Consider the following 26,189-nt stretch of genomic DNA (forward strand, 5'->3'; position numbering starts at 1 on the left):
CCTCTCGTCCGCACGACACTCTTGGTCAGCGCCTCGGACCAGGTCAAAGCGGAAGTTCCTATCGCGTGACAGGCCGCACCGATCAGTGCAGCGTGTTCGGAACCACCGGCGCGGGACGGCCGTGGGCGAGGGATCATGGGACGGTGCTCCTGCGTCAACTCGAATACCTCGTCGCCCTCTCGCGCGCCCGCCACTTCGCGAAGGCGGCGCAGGCCTGCTACGTCTCCCAGCCGACCCTGTCCGAGGGCATCCGGAAACTGGAGGACGAGCTCGGCATCCCCCTGGTCCAGCGGGGCCGCAGGTTCGACGGCCTGACACCGGAGGGCGAGCGTGTCGTGCTGTGGGCGCAGCGCATCCTCGCCGACCGGGACGCGATGCAGGGGGAGATCCAGGCACTACGGGCCGGGCTGACCGGCCGGCTGCGCATCGGCACCGTCCCCACCGCCGCCACGGCGGTCGCGCTCCTGACCCAGCCGTTCTGTGCCGCCAATCCGCTGGCCACCGTGCAGGTCTTCGCGGACCTGCAGTCCGTGGACATCGTCAGCCGACTCCAGACGTACGAACTCGATGCCGCCGTGACCTACCACAGCACCGTCGTCGAACACGGCTTCAAGTTCGTCCCGCTGTACCAGGAGCGCTACGTCCTCCTGATCCGGCGTTCCGCCGACGACTCCGGCCCGGCCGAGATCTCCTGGGAGGAGGCATCCCGGTACCCGCTGTGCCTGCTGCACCCCGGGATGCAGGGGCGCCAGGTCCTGGAGGCGGCCTTCGAGGCGGCGGGCGTGTCCGTGACGCCGCGCGTGGAGACGGACTCCATCGCCTCGCTGTTCGCGCAGGTCAGAGCCGGGCACTGGGCGAGCGTCGTACCGCACGCCTGGCTGCATGTCTTCGGTGTGCCCGCGGGGATGCAGGCCGTTCCCCTGGTCCGCCCGGTCCGTACGGAGCGCATCGGGCTGGTCCTTCCGGCGCGGGAGCCGGTCTCGGTGATCGGGCAGGCGCTGATCGACGCCGTCGGTCAGGCGGGCGTGGCGGTCGCGCTGGAGCGGCTGCCCGACTAGCCAGGACCGATGAGTTTCCCGGTCACCGAGGGTCTCCACACTCACTGCAAGCGGGCTGTACAGAGACACAGACGGGAGAGATCCTGATGGGCAAGGTCACCACCTCGGCGTCGATGTCCCTCGACGGGTTCATCGCCGGTCCGGCCGAGACGGGTTTCGAGCATCTCTTCGCCTGGCACCGCAACGGGGACATCGAGGTGCCGTCCGCCGATCCGCGCTGGTCCTTCCGGCTGTCGCCGCCCAGCGCGGAGCACCTGCGGCAACAGATGGCGGCCTTCGGGGCGCTCGTGGTCGGCCGCCGGCTGTTCGACGTCACCCAGGGCTGGGGCGGTAGGCATCCCTTCGGTGTGCCGGTCTACGTCGTCACCCACCGGGCGCCCGCCGACTGGGCCCACCCGGAGGCCCCCTTCACGTTCGTCACCGACGGCTTGCACAGTGCGATCCAGCAGGCAAAGGCCACCGCCGGTGCGCGCGACGTGGGTGTGGCCGCGGGCGACCTGGCCCGCCAGGCCCTGGACGCCGGGCTGGTGGACGAGCTCCAGGTCGACCTCGTCCCCGTACTCCTGGGCGCCGGTACCCGCCTCGTCGGAGACCTCGCCAACGCTCCCCTCACGCTTGGCACCCCGCGAGTCGTCGAGAGTGCCGGAGTCACGCACCTCTATTACGCCGTCAACAAGTAGTCGCGGAAACCTGTCAAAGCCGCCTCGCCACGATCGTGCCTCCGGAGGAGAAACCGGACAGCGGCTACCGCGCTTTCACTCCATCCGGTGCCTGCACAGAGACGACGACGCGCAGGGCCCCGCCCGGCGAGCCTGATGCCCTGGTCGAACCCGGACGGGCCGGCCTGGCGGGAAACCTGGCGCCACCCGCGCCCTGATCACCGGTTTCCTCAGGCGGTCCCGCCCCGGGCCCGGCCGGCAGCTCTTCCTGAGCGTCCTGTCCGTCCGCCTCATCGCCTACCGGACGGGCCTGGTACGGCCCACGCCTCGCGGGATGTGAACATCAGGCCCGCGGCGCATCCACGCCGTCGCGTTCGCTTCACGGAATCCCCACAAAGCCCCATGAGAGCTTTAAGTTTCAAGCGGTACGCTCTTTCGCACTTCGAGTGGCCGAGGAAGCCCCACATCGCGGCGCTCGCATCCCCCCACAGGCACAGGAGACGCGTTGTGCGCGACGGCGACGTAGTAGTGATCGGCGGCGGCTACGCGGGAGTTCGGCTGGCGAAGCGACTGGACTCGGTGGCGCGGGTCACGCTGGTGGACCGCAAGGAGGTCTTCTTCCACCGTATCGCCTCGCTGCGGGCCGGAGTTCGCCCGGAGTGGTCCGTGACCCCCTTCATCCCGTACGACCGGCTGCTGCGCAACGGCCGGGTGGCCGTGGGCAAGGCGGTCCGTATCGACACCACCGAACGGCAGGTCGTCCTGGCCACGGGGGAGAGGCTGCCGTACGACGTGGTGGTGATCGCCACCGGCGCCGATTACCCCGAACCTGCCCGCTTCACCGGCACCACCACTGACGAGGCGGTCAAGTCCTTCGCCGGACACCAGCAGAAGATCGCCGCGGCCGGGCATGTCCTCGTCGTCGGCGGCGGCCCCTCCGGTGTCGAACTCGCCGCCGAGGTACGCCTGGCCCGGCCGGGCGCCCGGGTCACCCTCGCCCACTCCGGGCCGGCACTGCTGCACTCCACGGGTGTCGAGCGGGTCGGACGCAGGGCGCGGGCCTGGCTGGAGTCCCACGACGTGGAGGTACGGCTCGACTCGTTCATGTCGCCCGGCAACGACTTCGGCACCTATCGCGACGCGCACGGCACCGTCATCGAGGCCGACCTCTCCTTCTGGGCGACCGGCACCACGCCCAACACGCTCTGGCTGCGGCTGGGTGGACACGGCGACTGGCTGAACCCGGCCGGGCACGTCAAAGTCGACCGGACCCTGCGGGTGGCGGGACGGCTGGACGTGTTCGCCGTCGGCGACGTGAACGACGCCACCGAACTCAAGATCACCCCCGCCGCGCTGGCCCAGGCCGACCTCGCCGCCTGGAACATCCGCACCTACCTGAACAGCTCCGGCAAGCACCGCAAGGAACCGCGCATGTACCGGCCGATCCACCGCACCCCGCTCATCGTGCCCTTCGGCCCGGCCGACGGTCTGACGCTGCTGCCCGTGCCGGGCGGCGAGAGCGCGGTCCTCGGCGGCCGCACCTCGGTGCTGGCCAAGGCGAAGACTCTCATGACCCCGTACATGAGGCGCCAACTCGGTTACACCGCAGCCTGACGCTCCGCTGGGGATGCCGCGAAGTGGGGGTGCCGCGAAGTCTCGTCGTCTGTCCGCGGCTCCGTTGTGGCTGGTCGCGCAGTTCCTCGCGCTCCTATGGGGCGCGTGTGTCTAGGGTGCGGGCATGACCTCACAGACGTACCTCTCCGAACTGTTCTCGCTCGGCGACCGCGTCGCCGTGGTGACCGGTGGCAGTTCCGGCATCGGGCGGGCCATCGCCGGGGCCCTCGCACGGGCCGGGGCGAGCGTGGTGGTCGTGGCGCGCAGGGAGGCGGAGCTGACCGTGACGGTCGACGAGCTGACGGCCGAGGGCTGCAGGGCGGCCTGGGTCAGCGCCGACCTGGGCAGTCGCGACGGCGTGCGCGCGGCGGCCGACAAGGCGGCCGGGGTGTTCGGGGAGCCCGACATCCTCGTCAACAGTGCCGGGATCAATCTGCGCCCGCCCATGGGGGAGTTGGGCGAGGACGTCTGGGACACCACGATGGCGGTGAACCTCGAGGCGCCCTTCCTGCTGGGGCAGCGCTTCGGCCCCGGCATGGCCGAACGGGGGTTCGGACGGATCATCCACGTCACCTCCCAGCAGGCGCACCGGGCGTTCGTGCAGAGCGGGGCCTACGGGGTGTCCAAGGGGGCGCTGGAGTCCCTGGCGCGTTCCCAGGCCGAGGCGTGGTCGCCGTACGGCGTCACCTGCAACACGCTGGTGCCGGGCTTTGTGATGACCCCGCTCAACGAGCGGCTGTCGTCCGACCCCGAGAAGGTGGCGGCGCTGGCCGCGCGCACCATGGTCGGGCGCAACGGGCTGGCCGACGACTTCGCGGGTGCGGCGGTGTTCCTGGCGAGCCGCGCCTCCGCCTACGTCACCGGGCAGGCCCTCTTCGTCGACGGCGGACTGTCCGTCCACTGATCACGCCAGTGTTCACAGGAGTTCGGTGAGGAAGTCGATGAGCGCCTCGTTCACCTCGCGGGGACGCTCCTGCTGCGTCCAGTGGCCGCAGCCCGCCAACCTGACCGGTTCGCGGCGCAGGTCGGGCATCAGGTCCGGCAGGGCCGCGATGAGTTCGGGCGTGCCGGGGAAGGCGGGGACCAGGTCGCGGTCGCCGTACATGTACAGGGCGGGCGTGCTGACGACGGCGCCGTGCCAGGGCGCGGTCAGTTCCCAGTTGCGATCGAGGTTGCGGTACCAGTTCAGCGCCCCGGTGAAGCCCTGGGAGAAGCTCTCGGTGAGGGCGTCGAGGTCCGCCTCGGTGAACCACTCGGGCAGGGTCTCGGGGTCCGCCATGGTCGCCAGCCAGCCCTGGCCGGGTTCGATCAACGGCTGGGCGCCCGAGCCGGCACCGGGCGCGTCGCCGGAAGCCGTGTAGAAGATCTTCCGCAGGGCCGTACGGGTGTCCTGCGCCAACTCGGCATCCGCGACGCCGGGTTGGCTGAAGTAGTTCCAGTAGAAGCGGCCGTCGAACCGCTCGTCCATGACGGCCAGCGGCGGCCGGGAGCCACGGAACGGCGGCGGCACGCTCAGACCGGCGACCCCGCGCACGACGTCCGGACGCAGCAGTGCGGTGTGCCAGGCGACCGGGGCGCCCCAGTCGTGCCCGACGACGAACGCCTGCTCCTCGCCGAACGCATGGATCAGCCCGACGACGTCGCCGACCAGGTGGAGGATGCTGTAGGCGCCCACCTCGGCGGGGTGGTCGCTGCCCCCGTATCCGCGCTGGTCGGGCGCGACGACGCGGAAGCCGGCACCGGCCAGCGGACCGAACTGGTGATGCCAGGAGTGCCAGGACTCGGGGAAGCCGTGCAGCAGCACGACCAGGGGGCCTTCGCCCTCCTCCGCCACGTGCAGCCGAATGCCGTTCACGTCGACCATTCGATGCTCAACCATGGGTACGAGCCTACGTCCTTCGTGATCTTCGGTGGCCGATATAGTCAACAATGCGAGTAAGAGATTAGTCACCTATATCGAAGGCGGTAGGTCCGTGGCCGGCAGTGGATATCTCCGGTACGTCGCAGTCGGTGACAGCCAGACCGAAGGCGTCGGCGACGGCGACGACGTCCGGGGGCTGCGCGGCTGGGCGGACCGGCTCGCCGAGCAGATCGCACGGGAGAGCCCGGGCCTGCTGTACGCCAACCTCGCCGTGCGCGGGCGGCTGGCCGGGCAGGTGCGCGCCGAACAGCTGGCGCCCGCACTGGAGTTGCGGCCCGACCTCGCCACGGTCGTCGCCGGCCTCAACGACGTGCTGCGGCCCCGGTTCGACGCGGACGAGGTCGCCGGCCATCTGGAGGCCATGTTCGCCGCACTCATCGGACAGGGCGCCCGCGTCGCGACGGTCACCTTCCCCGACCCCGGCCGGCTCGCCCCCTCGGCCCGGCCGCTCGCACCCCGCGTCCTCGCCCTGAACGCCCGCATCCGGGAGGCGGCCCGACGGCACGGCGTCGCCCTGGCCGACTCCTGGCCCCACCCGGCGGTGACCGATCCCCGGATGTGGAGCCCCGACCGGCTGCACGCGAGCCCGCTCGGCCACGCCCTCATCGCGGCCGCCGTCGCCCACGCCCTCGACCTGCCGGGCAGCGACGACAGCTGGACACGACCGCTGCCTCCCGAAGCGGTGGCCCGCACGGGCCTGCGGGCCGTCGGGGCCGAACTGCGCTGGGCGGGCGCCTTCTTGGGGCCCTGGATCATACGGCGGGTGCGCGGCCGCTCCTCCGGCGACGGCCGCCGGCCCAAGCGACCCGCACTCCTCCCGGTGACCGCATTCGCCGACGGCGCCTCCTGAGCCGTACGGGACTGAGCCCCAAGTCGCGCCGTCAGGCGCCCGACCCGCCGTAGTAGTCGTCCTATTGACTAATCAACAAGGTGTTAAATTGGGGCAATGGCTCTGCGCAACGCGGTGATGGCCGCGCTTCTGGAGGGTGAGGCGTCCGGGTACGACCTCGCGAAGGGCTTCGAGGCCTCCGTCGCCAACTTCTGGATGGCCACCCCGCAGCAGCTCTACCGCGAGCTGGAGCGCATGGAGAGCGAGGGGCTCGTCTCCGCGCGGGTCGTCCAGCAGGAGCGCCGGCCCAACAAGCGGCTCTTCTCGCTCACCGAGGCCGGCCTGGACGTCCTGCGCGACTACGTCGGCGAGGCCCCGGCCAAGCCACCGGCCCTGCGGGACGAGCTGATGGTCAAGGTCCAGTGCGTCGACATCGGTGACGTCGGAGACTTCGAGGCCGTACGCGCCTCGGTCGCCGAGCGCTTCGAGCGGGCCACCGCCAAGCTCGCCCGCTACCTGCGCATGCAGGATCGCATGCTCGACGGCCGCACCGAGGACGAGTACCTCGCCACCGCCGAGCGCATCGGCCCCTACCTCACCCTGCAGGGCGGCATCGCCCTCGAGCGGGCCAACCTGCAGTGGAGCGAGACGGCCCTCAAGAGGCTCGAACAGCGCGCCGCGGCACTCGCCGAACCGTCCGGCGACTGACCCGGCCGGTGCGCTATCCGCACGGCTTCTGCAGGCCGGGGACGGTGTGCGGGCGGGGATGGCGCACCACGGCCCACACCGTCTTGCCGTGGCGGCCCCGGGGCCGTACACCCCAGGTCTGGGCGAGCTGGTCGACGAGGTGCAGGCCGCGCCCCTTCTCGTCGTCACCGGTGGGCACGTCATGCAGGACCGGCTGCGCGGGGCTCTCGTCGGAGACGGCTATGAAGCAGGAGCCGTCCGCCCGTGCCGTCACCGCCAACTCGAACTCGCGCTCAAGGATGGGCCCGTGACGCACGACGTTCGCCGCCAGCTCGGAGGCCAGCAGGACGACCCTCTCCGTCATCTCGTCGTTCGACGCGTGTCCCCAGCTGGCCAGATGCTGCCGTACCCGGTACCGGGCGAAGCCGACCGAAGCCGGATGACGGGGAAGCCGGAACGCCTCACGCCTCAGCACACGCATCCCTCCCGAATGACATCGAAAAAAGATCTCGACACTCGAATAAGCGCACAGTGACAGATGAATGTCACTGCGCACACGAGGGGCGGTTGAATCCGGCCATATCTGGCCGAGTGTCGCCTACTGTCTGCTGCGTAGCCGGTCTGGTCAGACGGGCGCCGTGCCAAAATGGACGCCATTGCGCCTGCTCAGCCGACCCGCCCACGCACCGCCGAGGTTGAACCGTGACCAAGCCCGCCGCCCGTGTACCGCTGCGCCGCAACTCGCGGTCCAACCGGGCGCGCATCCTGGCCACGGCCCGCCGGGAGCTCGGCCGCAACCCCGACATCACCCTCGAGGAACTCGCGCGCGCCGCAGGTGTCGTACGGCGTACCCTCTTCGGTCACTTCCCCGGCCGCTCCGCCCTGCTGGAGGCACTCGCCGAAGAGGCGTCCGAGACGTTCAGGGAAGTGCTGGTGGACGGGGTGCGGCCCGAGGAGCCGGCCGACCGGGCGCTCGCGTACTTCGTGCTCCGCATCTGGCCGGTGGGCGACCGCTACCGGATGCTGTTGGGCCTGGCCCGGCGGGACCTGGGTGCGGAGCGGGTGACCGAGGTCCTGGCCCCGGCCCGCGAGGTGGTCACGGCCATCCTGGAACGCGGACAGCGCGACGGCGTCTTCCACTCCCATCTGCCGCCCGCCGTGCTGAGCGCCGGACTGGAGGCGATGACGGTCGCGCTGCTGGAGGACGTCAACACCGGGGCGCTGGAGGACGACGGCACCCGTACGGCCGTCGCCACACTGATCGCGGCCGGCGTGCCGGAGAAGCAGGCGAGCACGGTGGTCGAGGAGGTCGCGGCGATCGTGCCGCGCGAGGAGCCGGCCGCGGACGTGTGAGTCGCGGATCCGGGTGATCTCGTACCGGGCACGGATTGGTTGCGGCCCGGACGTCCTGCCGTGTCGGTGGTGTGGCTGCGGCAGCATGGCGAGGCATGAGCCGAGACCGGTACGTCGACTTCCTGCGGGCGTGGGCGATCGTCCTGGTCGTGCTCGGCCACTGGCTGATCACCGCCCTGCTGCACGGGCCCGGCGGTGAGCTCACCGCCCCGGAGCTGCTGGCGAGCGTGCCCTGGACCCAGTGGCTGACCCTGCTCTTCCAGATCATGCCGCTGTTCTTCCTGGCCGGAGGCCATGCGGCGGCGGGCTCCTGGGCGCGGACGCGGTCGGCGGGCGGGACGGCCACCGGCTGGGTGGGGCGACGGGCGGTGCGCCTGCTGCTGCCGACGACCCTGTACAGCGGCCTGGTCCTGCTCGCCGTCGGGGTCTGCTCGGCGGTCGGCGTCGACCCGGGCACGCTCGCGCTCGTCGGGTGGGCCATGGCGATGCAGTTCTGGTTCCTGCCGGTGTATCTGCTGCTCAGCGCCCTGACGCCGGCCCTGCACGCGGCGCACCGGCGCTGGGGGCTCGCCGTCCCCCTGGCCATGGGCGCGGTCGCCCTGATCGCGGACACGGTGGTGCTCACCGGGCACGCCTCCCACGTCGGCCTGCTCAACTACGTTCTGGTCTGGGGCGTCGCCTACCAGCTCGGCTTCTGCCGGCACGACGGCCTGCTGACGGAACGTCGGCCGCTGCTGCCTGCGGCGCTGGCCGCGGGCGGCGGACTTGCCTTCGCGGTGCTGGTCGCGCTCGGTCCCTTCCCGGTCAGCCTGATCCTGGTCACGGGGCAGACGCCCAGCAACACCAACCCGCCGTCGGCGGCGATGCTGTGCTGGGCGGTCGCCCAGGTGGGCGCATGCCTGCTCGCCGCACCGGTGCTGCGGCGCGTCCTGCAGCGCGAGCGGGTGTGGCGGGTGGTGCGCTCGGTGGGCGGCGTCAGCATGACGCTGTATCTGTGGCACATGCTGCCGGTGCTGGTGGTAGCCGCCGCGTTCTACCTCACCGGCCTCGCACCCGAGCCCGCCCTCGGATCCGCCGCTTGGTGGGCGCTACGAGTGCCCTGGCTGCTGGTCCTCGGCGTCGTCCTGGTCGCTGTGGTGTCAGCCGTACAGCGGTGGGAGGGCGGCCTGGTGAAGCGGTACGAGCGGATCCGCCCGGACGCCGGCCCGTACCGCCCCTGGCTGCTCTGGCCGGGCCTGGCCGTATGCGCCACCGCCCTCAGCCGCTTCGCCACGCGCGGCTTCACAACCGACGGCCGCTTCCCCGCGCTGCCCGCCCTGGCCCTGGCCGTGGGCGCGGCGCTGGTACTTATCCACCGGCGGCCGACGGAGCCCAGCAGTACTGAGCGCGCCAAGGGCGACGCCTTGGAGGAGGCGGCCTGACGGCCCCACGCCGAGGGACGGGACATGAGGGCCCGTTGGTATGTCCTCACGCACTCCCGTACGACGCGCCGCCCTGCGAGCCGTCCCTGGCGTGAAAGGTCACCGACTTGCCCGAGAAGTGGGCGCTGAGGCCGGTCGCCGTGGTGGTGACGGAGCACAGGTGCAGGCCGTCGGGGATGTTCCGCAGTTGGATCGGCTGATCGAAGACCCTGTTGAGCAGGGTCTGCCCGGCGGAGGGGAGCGCGCCGCCCGCGACCGTGAACTTCCCGAACGTGATGCGGTTGCCGGAGGCCGCCGAAACCGTCGCCGAGACCGCGACCTCGTCGCCGAAGGGCAGCTGCACCTTGGCGCCGATGCGGCCGGGGCCGGCTCCCTGGGACACCTCCGGGCCGAGGGCGTTGGAGAGGTCCGGGTAGGACAGGAAGGCGGTCGCCGCGGCCGAGCGGGCCCGCGCCTCGGTGTCGTCGTCGGACTTCGTGAGCCCGTGCAGATCGAGGTCGAGCCGGGAGACGGGCAGCGGGCGGTCGGATCCGTCGGCCGGCAGGTCGTGCGCGGTGATGTCCACGTGCCGCAGCGTCCCGGAGGCCAGCTGGGTCAGCACGGGGAAGCCGTGGACGTCGACCTCAGGCCGCTCGGGTGCGCGCATGCCCTGCTGGAACGCCGTCGCCGTGCGCGACTCCGTGTGGGCCGCCGCGATCCGGTCGACCGCCAGGGGTATGAGGATGAGCGCGGCCAGGGCGGCTCCGGCGATGACGGCCGACCGTCGGCTCCTGCGGGGCGGGGGCGGGGACACTGCGAACGACGCGTACGTGACGTCGTCCTCGTAGCCGTGTTCGGGCCGGTACATGAACTCTCCTTCAGCGGGGTGGGTGTGCCTGCCCGGTGTGATGCAGACGGTGAACCGTGGTGGCCGCGGCATCGCTGCCGACTCCCGCGGCGATCAGCGCCGCGGTGGCGGCCCGGGTGCCGTCGTCGGTCCAGGTCCCGCTGTTGACGCGGTCCAGGAGCGCGAGCAACAGCGCTTCGATGGCCCTGCCGAGCGGGGCCGGCGGCACACGGGCGTGGAAGACGCCTTGTTGCTGACCGAGGGCGAGGATCGCGGTGACCGTGGCGCGGGCGGGGGAGAGGACCTCGTCGACCTGGCCGGGGTCGAGGTCCTGGCGGGCGAGGCCGATCAGGACGCGGTAGCGGTTGCCGACCGGCCACAGCGTGAGGACGAAGCGGGCCAGGGCGGCCGCGGCGTCGGCGCCCGGGGCGCCGGTGGTCGCGACGGCGCGGCGGATCGCCTCCGCGGCGTCCGCGGCGATGCCCTTCACCAGCGCGGACCGGCCGGCGAAGTGGACGTAGACCGTGCGACGTGCGACCCCGGCCGCCTCGGCCATGTCGGCGAGGGTGCTGTCGGGGCTGCGGGCCAGCTCCTGCAGAGCCGCTTCCAGGATGCGGGTGCGGGTGGAGGGTGCCGCGGGGCGCCGGGGCACGGGCGGGGCGGATCGGCCGGTCACATCGGTACCTCGGTCGTAAGCAAGACGGCTGGGAAGGGTCCCCGAAATATTTACACACCGATGGGCAATAAACTAGTCTGCACACCGATGGGCAAATAACTCGTCCCGCTAGGAGCCCCCATGCCCTTCCTTGCCACCACACCCGTCGAGAAGATGACCGGCCCGTACGCACGGCGCTGGTGGGCCCTGCTGGTCCTGTGTCTGAGCCTGCTGATCGTCGTCATGGCGAACACGTCGCTGATCGTGGCCGCGCCCGACATGACCAAGGACCTCGGCCTGAGCAGCAGCGACCTGCAGTGGGTCATCGACGGCTACACCGTCCCGTACGCCGCGCTGATGCTGGTCCTGGGCTCGATCGGCGACAAGTACAGCCGCCGCGGCGCGCTCCTCACCGGCTTGGTGATCTTCGCCGGCGGCTCGGTGATGGGCAGTCAGGTCGACCAGACCGCTCTGGTCGTCACGGCCCGCGCGATCATGGGCGTCGGCGCCGCCGTGGTCATGCCGGCCACGCTGTCACTGCTCGTCGCGATCTTCCCCAGGCGCGAGCGCGCCAAGGCCATCACGGCCTGGACCGCCACCTCCGGCCTCGCCATCGCCGTCGGCCCCCTGGTCGCCGGCTACCTGCTGGGGGACCACGCCTGGGGCTCGACGTTCCTGATCAACGTCCCCATCGCGGTCGTCGCCGTCATCGGTGCCCTGGTGCTGGTCCCGCCGTCCAAGGCGGAGAAGATGGGCCGGATCGACTACGTCGGCGGTCTGCTCTCCATCGTCTCGGTCGGCAGCCTGGTCTATGCGACCATCCAGGGCCCGCACTTCGGCTGGGGCGCCGGCCCGATCACCGCGGCCGTGGTCGCAGGAGTCGGCCTGTTGGCCTTCGTCGCCTGGGAGCTGCGCCACCCGCACCCCATGCTGGACGTCCGCAAGTTCCGGCTGCGCCCCTTCAGCGGCTCCATGCTCGCGGTGCTGTTCTTCTTCTTCGGCACCTTCGGCGCGATCTACTACGCCACCCAGTTCCTGCAGTTCGTCCTCGGCTACGACGCCCTGGAGACCGGCGTACGGCTGCTGCCGCTGGCCGGTGCCGTCTTCCTCGGCGCCGCGATCACCGGCCGGCTGACCCCGAAGCTGGGCATGAAGCCGATGGTGACGGCCGGCATGGTGATCGGCACCGTGGGCGTCTTCCTGCTCACGCAGGTCGACAAGAGCGCCACGTACGCCGACTTCCTGCCGACGATGCTGCTGCTCGGCTTCGCGATCGGCCTGAGCGTCTCCCCGGCCACCGACACCATCATGGGCTCCTTCCCGGAGAGCGAGCTGGGCGTCGGCGGCGGTGCCAACGACACCGCGCTGGAACTCGGCGGCTCCCTGGGAATCGCGATCCTCGGCTCGCTGCTCGGCACCGCCTACCGCGACAAGCTGACCCAACTGATCGGCGGCCACCTCCCGGCTGCCGCGCTGGACACGGCCAAGGACTCGGTGGGTGGCGGCCTCGCGGTCGCCGAGCAGGTCGCGAAGAACCCCGCCGGCGGGCCGCAGCAGGCGCAGGCCCTCGTGGACGCCGTGCACGAGTCCTTTGCCCACGGTGTCGCGCAGACCAGCCTGGTCGGCGGGATCATCATGGCCGCCGGGACGGTGATCGTCCTCGCGGTGCTGCCCGGCCGCCGGATCGCCGGCAGGCACCGGACGGAAGAGCCGGTGCCGGCAGCGGAGCGGGAGCTCGCCGACTCCCTGTAACAGGCCCCGCCCGGCCCCTCAGCCGAGGTCGGGCAGCGGGCGCCGGACGACCTCGCGGGCGTCGTACGGCGGCACGCCCAGCATGCGCAGCACCATCTCGACCAGGTTCGCCGCCGCCTCGTCACCGTCCAGGTCGGGACGGGCGAACCGCAGCTCCACCAAGGCCAGCAGGGATCCGCCCAGCGCGGACAGGGCGACGACGGGGTCGACCGGGGCGAAGCGGCCGGAGGCCACACCGGCCTCCAGGTCGCGCAGCGCACGAGGGGCAAGCCCCTTTTCGGAGTGCAGATAGCCGAGCCCGCGGTGGCGCAGGACCTGCATCAGTTCGGGGTGCGACTCCGCCATCCGCGCGCTGAGCCGGAAACCCGCCGCGACCAGCTCCGCCGGATCATCGATGTCCCGCAGACGCTCGTCGAAGGTCCGGCCGAACTCCTCCAGCGCATCGACCACCGCGGCGTCGAACAGCTCCGTCTTCGACTCGAAGTGGTTGTAGAAGGACCCGAAGCCGACGTCCGCGCGCTCCGCGATCGCCTGGATGCTCGCGCTGGTGTCGCCCGTCTCCGCGAGGATCTGCCGGGCCGCACGGACCAGTGCCTGGCGGGTCTCGGCACGGCGTCGCTCGAATCGGTTGCTGGGCGGGGCTGAGGTCGGCATGCGGCGAGTCTAGCCGCGGCCCCAGGGCGATCACAGTTCTGATGATTCCATCATTTTCTCTCGCTGAACCCTTGACGAGGACAACGTCAAAGTTGATGATTTCATCAGTATGGCAACGTTGCTTGGAGGACACCATGTCCCGGACGGCCCATCAGGACCTCCACAGTGAGCAGGGCGCCCGGCGCGGCGAACACCCCGGTCGCTCCCGGAACCCCGTCATCAAGGTGGCGGACCTGGCCTGGCTGGAGTTCGAGAAGCCCGACCTGGACCGCGCCGAGGTCTTCGCCCGCGACTTCGGCTTCCACGTCGCCGCCCGCACCGAGCGCGAGCTGTGGCTGCGCGGCACCTTCGCCGGCCCGCCCTGCATGGTGATCCGGCGCGGCCGCACCTCCCGCTTCATCGGGCCCGCCTTCCGCGCCGCCGAGCGCGCCGACCTCGACCGGGTGGCCCGGGCGACGGGGACGGACGTACGGGACGCGGACGTCCCCGGCGGCGGCCGGGCCGTGCACCTCCTCGACCCCTCCGGCTTCCCGGTCCGGGTCGTCCACTGCGCCGGGCAGCTGCCCGAACTGCCCGGACAGCAGCCACTGCTCCTCAACTTCGGCACGGACCACCGCCGTGTCAACGCCACCCAGCGACCGCCCCGCGAGCCGTCCCGCATCCAGCGCCTGGGCCATGTGGTGCTGGAGACAAGGGTGTTCGCCCGCGCCCTGGACTGGTACCTGGACACCCTCGGCATGATCGTGTCCGACTTCCTGTTCCTCGACGGACAGCGCGGCCGCGGTCCGACCATGGCCTTCATCCGCTGCGACCAGGGCAGCCTGGCGGTCGACCACCACACCCTGGCCATGCACCTGGGCCCGGCCAACGGCTACGTCCACTCGGCCTACCAGGTCACCGACCTCGACTCGATCGCCGCAGGCGGCGAATACCTCAAGGAACGCGGCTACAAGCGCAGTTGGGGCATCGGCCGGCACATCCAGGGCAGCCAGCTCTTCGACTACTGGCGCGACCCCGACCACTTCATGCTGGAGCACTTCGCCGACGGCGACCTGTTCTCCTGCGACCTCGAACCCGGCTGGGCGCCCATGTCCACCAGCGGACTCGCCCAGTGGGGCCCGCCGGCCACTCGCGACTTCCTCGGCGCCAGTCCGTCCCCGCAGCGCGTCCGCGACGTCGTCCAGGCCCTGCGCGGCGACAACGAAATGGACCCCGCGCGCCTGCTGGGCCTGCTGAAGGCCGCGAACTCCTGACCCCCTCCCTCACGAAGGCACCGACATGAGCATCAACGTCCTGCGCACCGCCGACGGCTGGTGGGTGATCCGCGGCGACCGCGCCGTCCCGGTCGACACCTTGGCCCTCACCACCGCCGAACTGCTCGCCGACCGCGCCGCCGTACGCGAGGCCGCCGCCTCCGAAGCGCCAGGCACACCCGTCGCCGACCTGGCGGCGCTCTCCCCGGTGACCACCCCCTGCCGGGTGGTCGCCCAGATGGTCAACTACCGCAGCCACGCCCGCGATTCGGGCTTCACCGGCGACATCCCGCCCGCCTTCTTCCGCAAGGCCTCCGGCTCGGTGAGCGGTCCGGGCGAGGCCATCGTCCGCCCGCCGCATGTGAAGTTCCTCGACTACGAGGTCGAACTCGGCCTCGTCCTCGGCGCACCCCTGCCCGTGGGCACCGTCGTCGAGGAGCGGGACCTGCCCGCCTACGTCGCCGGGCTCGTCATCACCAACGACGTGAGCGCACGCGACGTACAGCTGACCAAGACCCAGTTCTACGAGAGCAAGTCCTACCCCACGTTCACGCCCACTGGGCCCCACCTGGCCCTGCTGGAGCCGGACGACTTCGTCCACCTCCTCGACCTGCGGCTGAGGTTGTCCGTCAACGGCGATCTGCGCCAGGACCGCACCCTCGCCGACATGATCGTCCGTCCCGCGCAGGCACTGACCCTGCTGGCCCGCTTCCAGACCCTCGACCCCGGCGACCTGCTGCTGACCGGCACCCCCGGCGGCACCGCACTCAAGGCGCCGCCGAAGGCCGTCGAGAAGATCGGCGCGCTGCTGCCGCCCGCGACCAAATGGAAGGCGTTCTTCAAGAGCCAGGCCCGCAATCCGCACTACCTGCACCAGGGCGATGTGGTGACCGCGACCATCGCCACCCCGGACGGGCGCATCGACCTCGGCGAGCAGCGCACACCCGTCGCCGACGCGAACTGAGAGCCCAGGTGAGCCGCACATGACCGAGGACCGGACCGCAGCGCGCGACACCGCGCACATACCCGTCGTGATCGTGGGAGCCGGACCCGTGGGCGTGACCGCCGCCCTCCTGCTCGCCCGGCGCGGCGTCCGCAGCGTCGTCCTGGAACGCCACCGGGACGTCTACCCCCTCCCGCGCGCCGTCGCCACGGACGACGAGGTGCGCAGGATCCTCCAGGCCGCCGGAATCCACGAGGAGTTCGCCGAGGTCGCCCGGACCGCGCGCGGGCTGCGGCTGCTGGACGCCCGGCACCGGGTGATCGCCGAGTTCCCGCGCTCCCCGCACGGACACCACGGTTTCCCGCAGACCAGCATGTTCGACCAGCCCGAGCTGGAGCGACTGCTGCGCGCCGCACTGGCCGGGCGACGCGAATGCGAACTGTGGAGCGGGGTGGAGGTCACGGGCGTGCAGCAGGAGGGCGACGACGGGCCAGTGCGCGTGACCGTCCGCCGGGACGGCAGCGAGCACGAACTGTCGGCCGGCTTCGTGCTCGGCTGCGACGGCGCCGGCAGCCTCACCCGCGAGGCCGTCGGCACCGTGTGGGAGGACCTGCGCTTCGAGGAGCACTGGACCGTCATCGACGTACGCACCAGCCTTCCGGTCCGCTGCTGGGAGGGCGTCGACCAGGTCTGCGACCCGCACCGGCCGGCCACCTTCATGCGCATTGGCGAGGACCGCTACCGCTGGGAGTTCCGGCTGCGGGACACGGAGCAGCCGGACCCCGCGCTGCTCCGCGAACTGGTCGCACCCTGGACGGACCTCTCCCACGGCGCCGACTTCCGCGTCATCCGCCAGGCCCAGTACACCTTCCGGGCTCGCATCGCCGACCGCTGGCGCCGCGGCCGCGTCTTCCTGCTCGGCGACGCCGCGCATCTGACCCCGCCGTTCGTGGGGCAGGGACTGTGCACGGGCATGCGGGACGCCCACAACCTCACCTGGAAACTCGCCCGCGTCCTCCAACAAGGCGCAGACGAACGGCTGTTGGACACCTACGAACACGAACGCAAGCCGCACGCCCGCCAGGTGATCCGCCTCGCCGTCGCCGCCGGCTGGGCCATGACCGGCGGCCAGGACGGCGCGGCCGCGCTGCGCCGCGCGGCCGTCGGCGCGGCCTGCCGCATCCCCGGCGTCACGGGCCTGGCGAACCGCAACCTCAGCCACCCCCTGTCCACCGGCCCGTTGACCCGGCGCAGCCGACTCGGCGCCACCCACTGCCCACAGCCCTGGGTGCACGCCGACGGCACACGGGCGCGCCTGGACGACGTCCTCGGCGACTCCTTCGCCCTCCTGACCGCGGTACCCCTCACGCCTTCCCTGCGAGCCGTCGCCGACGGACTCGGCGCGCGGATCCTCCCTGTCCAGGAGACCGGCGACGACGGCACCCTGGCCGCCTGGCTGCGCGCAGGCCGCGCGGACGCCGCACTGCTGCGCCCCGACCGCGTCGTCCTGGACGTCGTCCCGGCGGGCAGGAGCGACTTCACGGGCACCGCGGCCTGGGCACCCCTGCTGAGCACCACGAGCCGACGGATCGAACCGCCCGTGTCCGCCCCCCTCTTGAGGAGCACCCCGCGATGACCACGCCGTACACGGAACCCTTCTGGACCCCGGATCCCGAGACCGCCGCCTCCAGTCGCATCGTGGACTTCGCCCGCTGGGCCGCCCGTCACCGGGGCGCCGACACGGGCCCCGACTACGCCTCCCTGCACCGCTGGTCGGTCACCGACCTGGAAGGGTTCTGGGGCGCGGTCTGGGAGTACTTCGACATCGACGCGAACAGCCCGTACGAGCGTGTGCTGGCCGAGGAGAGGATGCCCGGCGCCCGCTGGTTCACCGGCGCCACCCTCAACTACACCCACCACGCCCTGCGCAATCTGCCGCCGGACCAGCCGGCGGTCATCGCACTCGACGAGACCGGGGCCGCGTACGAGGTGACCGGGGACGCACTGCGCGCCCAAGTCGCCTCCCTCGCCGCCACCTTCCGCGAGCTGGGCGTCGGGACGGGGGACCGGGTCGTCGGCTATCTCCCCAACAGCCCGCATGCCGTCGTCGCCTTCCTCGCCGCCGCGAGCCTCGGTGCCGTCTGGTCGGTGTGCGGCCAGGACTACGCGCCCCAGGCCGCCGCCGACCGCTTCGCCCAGCTCGAACCCACCGTCCTGATCGCGGCCGACGGCTACCGCTTCAACGGCACCACGCACGACCGCCGCGAAGCAGCCCTCGAACTGGCCCGGGGGCTGCCCACGCTGAAGGCCACGGTGCTGGTCGACCACATGGGCCTGCCGCGGCCGGATCGCCCCTTCCCGGCACTGGCCGTCCCGTGGGAGGACGCGGCCACCCGCGTCGAGCAACTCGCCTGCGCACCCGTGCCGTTCGACCACCCGCTGTGGGTCGTCTTCTCCTCCGGCACCACCGGCCTGCCCAAGGGCATCGTCCACGGCCATGGCGGGGTCCTGCTGGAGCATCTGAAAACCCTGGGTCTGCACTCCGACCTCGGCCCGGGTGACCGCCTCCTCTGGTACACCACCACCCACTGGATGATGTGGAACCTGGTCGTGTCCACCCTCCTCACCGGCGCCACGACCTGCACGTACGACGGCAGCCCGGCCCCCCTGGAGCGCCCCGACCTGCTCTGGGAACTGGCCTCCCGCCACCGCGTCACCCTCTTCGGCACCAGTCCCCAATACCTGCTGGGCATGGCCAAGTTCGGCATCGACCCTGCCGTGCACGACCTGTCCGCGATCCGCGCCATCGGCTGCACCGGCTCCGCGCTGCCGGCCTCCGCCTACCCCTGGGTCCGCGACCATCTCGGTCCCGGCGTCCAGCTCGCCTCCATCAGCGGCGGCACCGACGTCGTGTCGGGCTTCGCGGGCTCCGCGCCCAACACCCCGGTCTGGACCGGGGAGTTGTCCGCACCGCACCTGGGCGTGTCGCTTGCGGCCCACGACACCGAAGGCTTCCCCGTGGTGGACCGGGTCGGCGAGCTGGTCGTCACCCGCCCCATGCCGTCGATGCCGCTGTCCTTCTGGAACGACCCCGACGGCAGCCGCTACCACGACGCCTATTTCTCGGCGTATCCCGGCGTCTGGCGGCACGGCGACTGGATCACCGTCACCGGTCACGGCTCGGTGATCGTCCACGGCCGCTCCGACTCCACCCTCAACCGCAATGGCGTACGGCTGGGCAGCGCCGACATCCACGACGTCGTCGAACGACTGCCGGAGATCGCGGAAGCCCTGGTCATCGGCGCGGAGGAGCCGGACGGCGGCTACTGGATGCCGTTGTTCGTGGTCCTCGCGGCCGGGGCGGTCCTCGACGACGCCCTGCGGGCGAAGATCCGCGACGCGATCCGCACCGGCGCGTCCCCGCGGCACGTACCCGACGAGATCCTCCAGGTCCCGGCCGTCCCGCACACCCGCACCGGCAAGAAGCTCGAGGTCCCGGTCAAGCGGCTGCTCCAGGGCGCTCCCGTCGAGCAGGTGGTCAATCCGGCCGCCGTGGACGCCCCCGACCTCGTCCACTACTACGCTCGCCTGGGCGAGAAGCGCCGCAAGAGGAGAATGTAGTTGAAATTTCAAACGGCAGTCCGGTAGGGTGTCCCCATGCCCACCACGCCGCGCTGGCTCAACGCCGAGGAACGACGAGCCTGGCTGGCCTACGTCGACTTCTCCACACTGCTCGCCGACTATCTCAACCGCCAGCTCAGGCGCGACGCGGGCATGACGCATGCCGACTACAGCCTGCTCGCCTATCTCTCCTCGACACCCGACGGCGTCCTCGGCATGTCCGAACTGGCCCAGCGGCTCAAGATCACCCGCAGTCGGCTCACCCATGCGGTGAACCGGCTGCGGGAGGTCGGCCTCGTCGACCGCCGCGAGGACCCCGCCGACGGCCGCGGCCAGCTCGCCGTCCTCACCGACGAGGGCCGCGCCCTGCTGGAACGGGCCGCCCCGGGCCATGTGGACGCCGTACGCCGGGCCGTGTTCGACGCCCTCACACCGGAACAGGTACGGCAGTTCGCCGAGATCGGCGAGGCCATCAGTGACGCCCTGCACCGCGTGGAGAGCACCGAGACCGATCCGGCCGTACTGCCATGGCGGCGCAGGTAGGACTCAGCGCCGCAGGTCGCTGCGGGCCGGCTCCGGGCGGTGGACGCCCCGCGGGCGGTAGCCGAGCTCGTCGGCTCGGCCCAGCAGGCCGGCCAGGTACCAGATGATGGCCGGCCACATCTCGGTGCCCTGCAGACCGGGTTGCGGACCGGGCCCCGCAGTACCGAAACCGAAGCCCTCGCCGTCCTGCCGGCGGGGCAGGGCCGCGGCCAGTTGCCGCGCCGCCCACGCCCGTATCTCGGCCGTACGGTATCCGTCGCCCTCCTCGGCCGCCGCACCCCGGGTGCCGTCTCCGCGCTCCTCGGCGGCCTGCAATTCCTCTTCGGCGCCCTCGCCTCGCCTCTGGTGGGCCTGTTCGGGGAGAACGGCTCCCTGCCGATGGCGCTGATCATGCTGGTGGCCATGGCGACGGCGGGAGTTGCACTGCCGGCGCTGGCACGGCCGTGGCGAGGGGAGGAGGAACCGACCGCGGTCTGATGAGTACGGGACGTGGACGCCGATGTCAGTGGCTCCTCGTACGCTCCGGCAGATGACACGCCACCGTATCGAGCCACGTACCCTCCAAGCCGCGCTCCACGATGTCCGGCAGGCGATGGCCGTGCACGACAACGCCCTGGAGTGGCTGCTGCGCCCCGACGCGGCACTGAACCCACCGCTCGGCGCCGAGGTGTGGGCCTTCGACAGCACTCTGACGGAGGTCCTGCTGGTGCGCCACCAGTGGCGGGGATGGGTGCCGCCCGGCGGCAAGGTGGAGCCCGGCGAGACTCCTCGCGAGGCGGCGCGCCGGGAGTTGTTCGAGGAGACCGGCGTCCGGGCCGAACTTCATCCGGTGCCGGCGGCTGTCGCGGTGCGCTCCTATCACCCCGATGTGGCTGCCACCTTGGGTGTGACGTTCATTCAAGTCGTCGATGAGCGAACGGAGTTGACGCCCGAGGAGGGACAGCCCGCGGACTGGCTGTCGTTGGACGAGCCGTGGCAGGGCTGGTTTCCCGAGGACCGGCTGCGGATGAAGCGGTGCGCGCGGTGGCTCGGCGAACGCGGCCGGCGAGTGCGGAGATCTTGATGGCATAGGTTGGCCGCATGAAGCAGGGGGAACAGCCCGCGACGCCGACCACGTCCTCGGGCGAAGGAATACGAGGGCGGCATGCCGCCCGGCGGAGGAATGCGGCGCCGGACGGACCGGCCCGGTCATCGATGCTGATGGCGGTGGCCACCGTGGTGTCCCGGGCCACAGGGCTGATACGACAGGTGCTGCAGGCCGCGGCACTGGGCCTGAGCCAGTTGGCCGGCACGTACAACACCGCGAACACGGTGCCCACTAGCCTGTACACACTGCTGATCGGCGGCGCGCTGAACGCGGTACTGGTGCCGCAGCTGGTACGGGCGCGCGCCACCCATCCGGACGGCGGCCGGGCCTACGAGCAGCGCCTGGTGACCCTCGTGGTGTGCGTGCTCGGCGCGGGCACCGCGCTCGCCGTATGGGCGACACCGCAGATCGTCGGCGTCTACATCCAGGACACCCCGGGCAATCACCGGGCCTTTCAACTCACGGTGACGTTCGGGCGGTTCCTGTTGCCGCAGATCTTCTTCTACGGGTTGTTCGGCATCTACGGCCAAGTACTCAACGCCCGCGAGAAGTTCGGGGCGATGATGTGGACCCCGGTCCTCAACAACGTCGTCCTGATCGGCATGTTCGGCGCCTATCTCGGCCTGATGACCGTCCCGGAACGGGTCGAGGACATCACCGCGACCCAGGTGCGGCTCCTGGGCATCGGGACCACCGCCGGCATCGCCGTACAGGCCCTGGCGCTGATTCCGTTCGCGCGGGCCGCCGGATTCCGCTTCCGCCCGCGGTTCGACTGGCGCGGCACCGGCCTGGGCGCGGGTGTCCACGCGGCGAAGTGGACGCTGCTGTTCGTCCTGGCCAACCAGGTCTCCTTGGCGGTGATCACCAACTACGCCAACGCCGCCGACGCGCAAGAGTCGAAGGCCGGCCTGGGCTACTCCAACTACATGTACGCGCAGACCATCTGGATGCTGCCCCAGTCCATCGTCACGGTCTCCCTGGTCACCGCACTGCTGCCGCGGATGAGCAGGGCCGCCGCCGAGGGCCGGGTCGCGGAGCTGCGCGCCGACCTCTCCCGGGCGCTGCGCGTCAGCGGCGTCGTCATCGTGCCCACCGCCTTCCTCTTCCTCGCGCTGGGCCCCCAGATCGCCACGCTGATGTTCGCCCACGGCGCCTCCGACCCCAGCACCGCACAGCCGGGCGGCCAGATGCTGCAGGCCTTCGCTCTCGGCCTGATCCCCTTCTCCGCGCAGTACCTGCTGCTGCGCGGCTTCTACGCCTTCGAGGACACCCGCACCCCGTTCTTCATGGCCGTGTGGATCTCCGCCGTGAACATCGCCCTGGCCACCGCCTGCCATGTGCTGCTGCCCGTCCGCTGGTCGGTGACGGGCATGGCCGGCGCCTATGCCCTCTCCTACCTCGTCGGCCTCGCGGTCACCGCCCGGCTGCTGCGCCGCAGGACCGGCGGCCGCCTGGACGACGGCGCCCTGCGGCGCACCTACCTCAAACTGCTGACCGCGGCGGCCTTGGCCGCGGCCGCCGGCTGGGGCGCGGCACACGCCTGCGCCGCCTTCCTGGGCAGCGGCACCTGGGCCACCGCGGGCACCCTCGCCGCGGGAACGCTCGCCCTGGCTGTGGTGTTTCTGGGCCTGGCCCGTCTCCTGAAGATCACGGAGCTGCGCAGCCTGCCCGGGCTCCGCTGACGCCCGCCCAGCGAACGCCGACGGCCGGTTTGCCTCCCGCGCTGCGGGCTACGCGGGCGGGAGCACTACTCGCCGACGCAGGACCTGGGAGCTGCCATGACCCGGAAGATACGCGACGTGATGTCACCCGGCGCGGCCGCCGTCGAGCCCATGACCACGGTGGCGCGCGCGGCCCGTCTGATGCGGGAGCAGGACGTCGGCGACGTGCTGGTGGCCTACGACTGCGACCTGTTCGGTGTGCTCACCGACCGGGACATCGTGGTCCGGGCCCTCGCCGCGGGCCGTGACCCCGCCGTCACGACCGTCGGCTCGGTGTGCACGCCACCGCCCGTGGTGACCCTGACGCCGGACGACACGACCGACCGCGCCATCGAGCTGATGCGCACGTACGCCGTCCGCCGCCTCCCGGTCGTCGAGCGCGGCGGTTGCCCGGTCGGCATCGTCAGCATCGGCGACCTCGCCGAGACCGAGGACCCGCACATCGCCCTGACGGACATCAGCAGGGCGGCCCCGAACCGCTGACGTCACTACTCCTCGCCGAGCCGCAGGCAGTACGTGCGCCCCTCGACGCCCCACACATCCACCGGCGGCCTCTGCCCGGCGCCGACAGCCCGGATGCTGGGCCGGCCGATGCGGACCGTTCGGCCCCGGCAACCTGCCCGGTTGTGTGGTCGCCGATGCCACCGCGGAACCGGATCGGGCGGCCCCTGGCGGCCGCCTCGGCGGACATGCACACGGACGGCGCGAGCGTGAGCCGGTGCACTTCGGGTAGGTGCAACGACGACCAGGGAAAGCACCGCACCGCGGGAGGCTCCCATGAGCGTCACCCTCGTTCACCCACGCCCCAAGTTCACTCCGGCGCACCTCACCGAGCCGCCGCCGTCCGGCTACCTCCACATCGCCGCCGCGGTGGAACCCCCGGGCGGGATCGGCAGGCCCGGCCACAGCCGGGTCAAGACGCACCTGCTCGATCTGCTGCGGGCCGAGGCGGAGGACCTGGCCAGCCTGGGCGAGGTGAAACGGGCGAGCGTGTACCGGGCCGCCGCCGTGGCGCCGACCGTCGGCCTGCACCCGTCGGACACCGTGCACCCGGCCCGCTACGACGTCGTCGTCCTCGTCGAGACCAGGACACCGCAGGACATCGACCAGGTGCAGGGCAGCGCCGCCTACCGTCACCTGCGCCGACGGCTGGAGCAGGCCGCAGGCGACGTGCATGTGATGGCGGCCCGCTGCGACAAGTGCGTCGCCGACGTGGGCCGCAGCCAGGAAGGCCTCTTCCAGTTCAGCTACTTCGTCGGCGACGATCCCGAACTCATCTCGGAACTGTGGGAGCACCTCGCGGGCTGGTACGCCGCCGAGACCGGCCTCGACAACTCGCTGCTGCTCCAGCCCCTCGACGGCACGACCTCCGACTACTGCTTCGTCGGCCACGCCCACTGGAACCTGGGCTTGGCGGCCGTCGCCCTGCGCCAGTTCACCAAGCCGAGCTTCTACCGCTTCCTGCAGCCCACACTGAAGGAGAACCGTACGACTGTGATGCCGGTGCTGTATCACCTCGTACGGCTGCGGGACCGGTGACGCGCCTCAGGCCCGCTGGTCCGGCCCCATCATGTCGTCGAGGCGGGTCGTCTCACCGGCGTGGCGCGTGCGCACCCTGCGGTGGCGGCGATGGTTCGGCCGGTGCGAGACGCCGCTCACCGCGGTCGCCAGCGCCAGGCAGAAGATCAGGGCCAGCGCGAGGCCGGAGCTGAAGACGGCCAGCGTGTTCATGGTGGCGATGTGGTGATCGAGCACCGAGACGGTGTAGTCGGGGCCCCCGGACAGGTTGCCGGCGATCGCCAGGGCGGTGAAGGCGCCTGTCGCCCCGAGGAGAAGCAGTCCGATGAGCAGCATCCGAGTCATCTCCTCGCAAGAGGTACTTCACCGGTACGGGTACCCGTGACCCAGCAGGCCATACGAGGCCCCGCCGGGCCGGCCACGAGGAAGAAGATGATGGCGATGATCTCCCAGCTGATCTCCGTTCCCGCCGACGGCGTGGCACTTCCGGGCGATCTGGTCCTGCCCGACTCGGCCCGCGCGGTCGTGGTGTTCGCGCACGGCAGCGGCAGCTCCCGGCACAGCCCCCGCAACCGCGCGGTCGCAGCCGAACTGCGCACCGCCGGACTGGGCACCGCACTGATGGACCTGCTCACCGAGGAGGAGGACCGCCGGGACGCCTCCACCGCCGAGTACCGCTTCGACATCCCCCTCCTGGGCCGCCGCGTCGTCGCCGTCGTCGACTGGCTGGAGACACAGCCCGACACCCGTCAGCTGCCGGTGGTCCTGTTCGGTGCCAGCACCGGGGCGGCGGCGGCCCTGGTGGCCGCAGCCGAGCGGCCACGACGGACCCTCACCGTCGTGTCGCGGGGCGGTCGTCCCGACCTGGCCGGCGATGTGCTGCCCGGCGTACGGGCCCCGGTGCTCCTGATCGTCGGCGGCCGCGACCCCGAAGTGCTGCGGCTGAACCAGTCGGCGGCCCGGGAGCTGAGCGGCCCGCACTCGCTGCGCATCGTGCCCGGCGCCACGCACCTGTTCGAGGAGCCCGGAGCGCTGGAGCAGGTCGCGGAGATGGCACGGAACTGGTGCGAGGACCGCCTCAAGATCGCAGGGGAGGCGGCGGCGGAGCAGTGACGGGCGGGAGCCGCGTGCGCGTCCTCCGCCGTGGCCCCTGCCGCTGTGCGCGGTCGGCCGGTTCTCTCAGGGCCGCATCCACGCTGACGCTGCTGCTCAACGGCCCTGGCGCCGCGCCTGCCGTCGCCGCGCACCCCGCTCGCTGGTCGTCCAGGACCGACACCACCCACCGGGGGACGGAGGGACAGCCGGGGCGCGTGCTTCGACCGGCGCCTGCGGGGTACGCGGGGGACCGGACCGAGGGGGCCGTCTGCGCGCGGGAAGGAGTGGCGACCGCGATGCAGTTCCATGACCGCACGGAGGCCGGGCGGGAACTGGCCGAGCGGCTGCGGATCCAGCAGGAGAAGGGCGTCCTGCCGCACCCCGTCGTCCTGGCCCTCCCGCGCGGCGGCGTCGCCGTGGCCCGGGAGGTGGCACGGGCGCTGGATGCCCCGCTCGACGTACTGGTCGTACGGAAGATCGGCGCCCCCTTCCAGGAGGAGCTCGGCGTCGGCGCGATCGTCGGCGACGACGATCCCCTCCTCGACGAGGCCGCCCTCGTACAACTCGGCCTGACCCGGGCCATGCTGGCCCCGGTGGTGGAACGTGAACGCAAGGAACTCCACCGCCGCGAACGCCTCTACCGCCAGGGCCGACCCGCCCCCGATCTGACGGGCCGCACCGCCATCGTCGTCGACGACGGGCTCGCCACCGGATCGACGGCCCGCGCCGCTCTGCGATACGTACGGCGTCAGGCCCCCGAGCGGCTCGTGCTGGCCGTGCCGGTCGGCTCGCCGCACGCGGCGGACCAGATGCGCGCCCAGGCCGACGAGGTGCTCTGTCTGCACCGGCCGGCGTCCTTCATGGCCGTGGGCCTGTACTACGAGAGGTTCGAGCAGCTGACGGACGAGGACGTGCTGCGGGCGCTGCACACGACGGCCGGCTGAACCCACATCGTGCGCGGGTGTCGATGTGCGACGGA

27 protein-coding genes and 1 pseudogene are annotated in these 26,189 nt (G+C 71.7%); 21 read left to right on the forward strand and 7 right to left on the reverse strand.

The window, feature by feature from the left end:
• The first annotated feature begins 143 nt into the window (after positions 1-143).
• From ABD355_RS16070 to ABD355_RS16085, 4 genes are all read left to right on the forward strand, one after another.
• Positions 144-1,058 (forward strand): LysR family transcriptional regulator, encoded by a 915-nt coding sequence (locus ABD355_RS16070; protein WP_344400974.1) that lies wholly within the window; start codon positions 144-146, stop codon positions 1,056-1,058.
• Positions 1,059-1,144: 86 nt separating this feature from the next.
• Positions 1,145-1,738 carry a dihydrofolate reductase family protein gene (locus tag ABD355_RS16075; protein ID WP_344400975.1) on the forward strand — a complete coding sequence of 198 codons (594 nt, stop codon included), beginning with the start codon at positions 1,145-1,147 and terminating at the stop codon, positions 1,736-1,738.
• A 486-nt stretch (positions 1,739-2,224) separates the two neighbouring features.
• A complete protein-coding gene (locus ABD355_RS16080) occupies positions 2,225-3,331 on the forward strand; it encodes an NAD(P)/FAD-dependent oxidoreductase (RefSeq protein ID WP_344400976.1) in 1,107 nt (368 codons plus the stop codon).
• Positions 3,332-3,455: 124 nt separating this feature from the next.
• On the forward strand, positions 3,456-4,235 hold the full coding sequence (locus ABD355_RS16085) for an SDR family NAD(P)-dependent oxidoreductase (RefSeq protein ID WP_344400977.1): 780 nt from the start codon (positions 3,456-3,458) through the stop codon (positions 4,233-4,235).
• Positions 4,236-4,247: 12 nt separating this feature from the next.
• Here the strand turns inward: ABD355_RS16085 and ABD355_RS16090 are convergent, their stop codons facing one another.
• Positions 4,248-5,210, reverse strand: coding sequence for an alpha/beta fold hydrolase (locus ABD355_RS16090; protein WP_344400978.1), 963 nt, complete (start codon positions 5,208-5,210; stop codon positions 4,248-4,250).
• Positions 5,211-5,304: 94 nt separating this feature from the next.
• Between ABD355_RS16090 and ABD355_RS16095 the strand changes: the two genes are divergently transcribed.
• Both ABD355_RS16095 and ABD355_RS16100 read left to right on the forward strand, forming a co-directional pair.
• Complete coding sequence (locus ABD355_RS16095) at positions 5,305-6,102, forward strand: SGNH/GDSL hydrolase family protein (protein ID WP_344400979.1); 798 nt, start codon at positions 5,305-5,307, stop codon at positions 6,100-6,102.
• A 96-nt stretch (positions 6,103-6,198) separates the two neighbouring features.
• Complete coding sequence (locus tag ABD355_RS16100) at positions 6,199-6,789, forward strand: PadR family transcriptional regulator (protein ID WP_344400981.1); 591 nt, start codon at positions 6,199-6,201, stop codon at positions 6,787-6,789.
• A gap of 13 nt (positions 6,790-6,802) precedes the next feature.
• Here ABD355_RS16100 and ABD355_RS16105 read toward each other — a convergent pair whose 3' ends face one another.
• The gene (locus tag ABD355_RS16105) at positions 6,803-7,243 is read right to left on the reverse strand and encodes an ATP-binding protein (RefSeq protein WP_344401231.1); all 441 of its coding nucleotides are present in this window, start codon (positions 7,241-7,243) and stop codon (positions 6,803-6,805) included.
• 227 nt (positions 7,244-7,470) lie between these two features.
• Here ABD355_RS16105 and ABD355_RS16110 point away from each other — a divergent pair, with 227 nt between their 5' ends.
• A complete protein-coding gene (locus tag ABD355_RS16110; protein ID WP_344400982.1) occupies positions 7,471-8,121 on the forward strand; it encodes a TetR/AcrR family transcriptional regulator in 651 nt (216 codons plus the stop codon).
• Positions 8,122-8,216: 95 nt separating this feature from the next.
• Positions 8,217-9,542 carry an acyltransferase family protein gene (locus tag ABD355_RS16115; RefSeq protein WP_344400983.1) on the forward strand — a complete coding sequence of 442 codons (1,326 nt, stop codon included), beginning with the start codon at positions 8,217-8,219 and terminating at the stop codon, positions 9,540-9,542.
• Positions 9,543-9,588: 46 nt separating this feature from the next.
• Here the strand turns inward: ABD355_RS16115 and ABD355_RS16120 are convergent, their stop codons facing one another.
• Positions 9,589-10,389 (reverse strand): LmeA family phospholipid-binding protein, encoded by an 801-nt coding sequence (locus ABD355_RS16120; RefSeq protein ID WP_344400984.1) that lies wholly within the window; start codon positions 10,387-10,389, stop codon positions 9,589-9,591.
• 10 nt (positions 10,390-10,399) lie between these two features.
• Positions 10,400-11,044 (reverse strand): TetR/AcrR family transcriptional regulator, encoded by a 645-nt coding sequence (locus tag ABD355_RS16125; protein ID WP_344400985.1) that lies wholly within the window; start codon positions 11,042-11,044, stop codon positions 10,400-10,402.
• Positions 11,045-11,164: 120 nt separating this feature from the next.
• Here ABD355_RS16125 and ABD355_RS16130 point away from each other — a divergent pair, with 120 nt between their 5' ends.
• On the forward strand, positions 11,165-12,775 hold the full coding sequence (locus tag ABD355_RS16130) for an MFS transporter (RefSeq protein ID WP_344400986.1): 1,611 nt from the start codon (positions 11,165-11,167) through the stop codon (positions 12,773-12,775).
• 18 nt (positions 12,776-12,793) lie between these two features.
• Here ABD355_RS16130 and ABD355_RS16135 read toward each other — a convergent pair whose 3' ends face one another.
• Positions 12,794-13,429: a TetR/AcrR family transcriptional regulator gene (locus tag ABD355_RS16135; protein WP_344400987.1), complete on the reverse strand. Its 636-nt coding sequence runs from the start codon at positions 13,427-13,429 to the stop codon at positions 12,794-12,796.
• Positions 13,430-13,563: 134 nt separating this feature from the next.
• Here ABD355_RS16135 and ABD355_RS16140 point away from each other — a divergent pair, with 134 nt between their 5' ends.
• Genes ABD355_RS16140 through ABD355_RS16160 form a run of 5 tightly spaced genes read left to right on the forward strand, consistent with a single transcriptional unit; the run spans position 13,564 to position 19,789 of the window.
• A complete protein-coding gene (locus ABD355_RS16140) occupies positions 13,564-14,682 on the forward strand; it encodes a VOC family protein (RefSeq protein ID WP_344400989.1) in 1,119 nt (372 codons plus the stop codon).
• A 25-nt stretch (positions 14,683-14,707) separates the two neighbouring features.
• Positions 14,708-15,646 carry a fumarylacetoacetate hydrolase family protein gene (locus ABD355_RS16145; RefSeq protein WP_344400990.1) on the forward strand — a complete coding sequence of 313 codons (939 nt, stop codon included), beginning with the start codon at positions 14,708-14,710 and terminating at the stop codon, positions 15,644-15,646.
• A gap of 19 nt (positions 15,647-15,665) precedes the next feature.
• Entirely contained in the window at positions 15,666-17,261 is a 1,596-nt protein-coding gene (gene mhpA / locus ABD355_RS16150; RefSeq protein ID WP_344400991.1) for a bifunctional 3-(3-hydroxy-phenyl)propionate/3-hydroxycinnamic acid hydroxylase MhpA, read from the forward strand.
• Complete coding sequence (locus ABD355_RS16155) at positions 17,258-19,246, forward strand: acetoacetate--CoA ligase (protein WP_344400993.1); 1,989 nt, start codon at positions 17,258-17,260, stop codon at positions 19,244-19,246. The genes mhpA and ABD355_RS16155 overlap by 4 nt, the downstream gene beginning before the upstream one ends.
• 36 nt (positions 19,247-19,282) lie before the next feature.
• Positions 19,283-19,789, forward strand: a complete 507-nt coding sequence (locus ABD355_RS16160; protein WP_344400994.1) for a MarR family winged helix-turn-helix transcriptional regulator — start codon at positions 19,283-19,285, stop codon at positions 19,787-19,789.
• 3 nt (positions 19,790-19,792) lie between these two features.
• Here ABD355_RS16160 and ABD355_RS16165 read toward each other — a convergent pair.
• A pseudogene (locus ABD355_RS16165) lies at positions 19,793-20,044 on the reverse strand (acyltransferase); the annotation flags it as partial.
• A gap of 90 nt (positions 20,045-20,134) precedes the next feature.
• Between ABD355_RS16165 and ABD355_RS16170 the strand changes: the two are divergent.
• The 5 genes from ABD355_RS16170 to ABD355_RS16190 all read left to right on the forward strand — a co-directional run bounded on the left by ABD355_RS16170 (position 20,135) and on the right by ABD355_RS16190 (position 24,136).
• On the forward strand, positions 20,135-20,266 hold the full coding sequence (locus ABD355_RS16170; protein WP_344400996.1) for a hypothetical protein: 132 nt from the start codon (positions 20,135-20,137) through the stop codon (positions 20,264-20,266).
• A gap of 52 nt (positions 20,267-20,318) precedes the next feature.
• Positions 20,319-20,852 (forward strand): NUDIX domain-containing protein, encoded by a 534-nt coding sequence (locus tag ABD355_RS16175; RefSeq protein WP_344400997.1) that lies wholly within the window; start codon positions 20,319-20,321, stop codon positions 20,850-20,852.
• Positions 20,853-20,869: 17 nt separating this feature from the next.
• Positions 20,870-22,558, forward strand: a complete 1,689-nt coding sequence (gene murJ, locus ABD355_RS16180; RefSeq protein ID WP_344400998.1) for a murein biosynthesis integral membrane protein MurJ — start codon at positions 20,870-20,872, stop codon at positions 22,556-22,558.
• 96 nt (positions 22,559-22,654) lie between these two features.
• Entirely contained in the window at positions 22,655-23,080 is a 426-nt protein-coding gene (locus tag ABD355_RS16185; protein WP_344400999.1) for a CBS domain-containing protein, read from the forward strand.
• Positions 23,081-23,374: 294 nt separating this feature from the next.
• Positions 23,375-24,136, forward strand: a complete 762-nt coding sequence (locus tag ABD355_RS16190) for a hypothetical protein (protein ID WP_344401000.1) — start codon at positions 23,375-23,377, stop codon at positions 24,134-24,136.
• A 6-nt stretch (positions 24,137-24,142) separates the two neighbouring features.
• Here ABD355_RS16190 and ABD355_RS16195 read toward each other — a convergent pair whose 3' ends face one another.
• Positions 24,143-24,451: a hypothetical protein gene (locus ABD355_RS16195; protein ID WP_344401001.1), complete on the reverse strand. Its 309-nt coding sequence runs from the start codon at positions 24,449-24,451 to the stop codon at positions 24,143-24,145.
• 105 nt (positions 24,452-24,556) lie between these two features.
• On the opposite strand from ABD355_RS16195, the gene ABD355_RS16200 reads away from it, so the two are divergent.
• Together ABD355_RS16200 and ABD355_RS16205 are read left to right on the forward strand one after the other, a co-directional pair.
• Positions 24,557-25,228, forward strand: coding sequence for a dienelactone hydrolase family protein (locus tag ABD355_RS16200; RefSeq protein WP_344401002.1), 672 nt, complete (start codon positions 24,557-24,559; stop codon positions 25,226-25,228).
• Between the two features lie 278 nt (positions 25,229-25,506).
• Positions 25,507-26,154: a phosphoribosyltransferase gene (locus ABD355_RS16205; protein ID WP_344401003.1), complete on the forward strand. Its 648-nt coding sequence runs from the start codon at positions 25,507-25,509 to the stop codon at positions 26,152-26,154.
• Positions 26,155-26,189: the final 35 nt, after the last annotated feature.

It is taken from the genome of Streptomyces longisporus (genome assembly GCF_039532765.1).
GTDB classification, from domain to species: Bacteria; Actinomycetota; Actinomycetes; order Streptomycetales; family Streptomycetaceae; genus Streptomyces; species Streptomyces longisporus.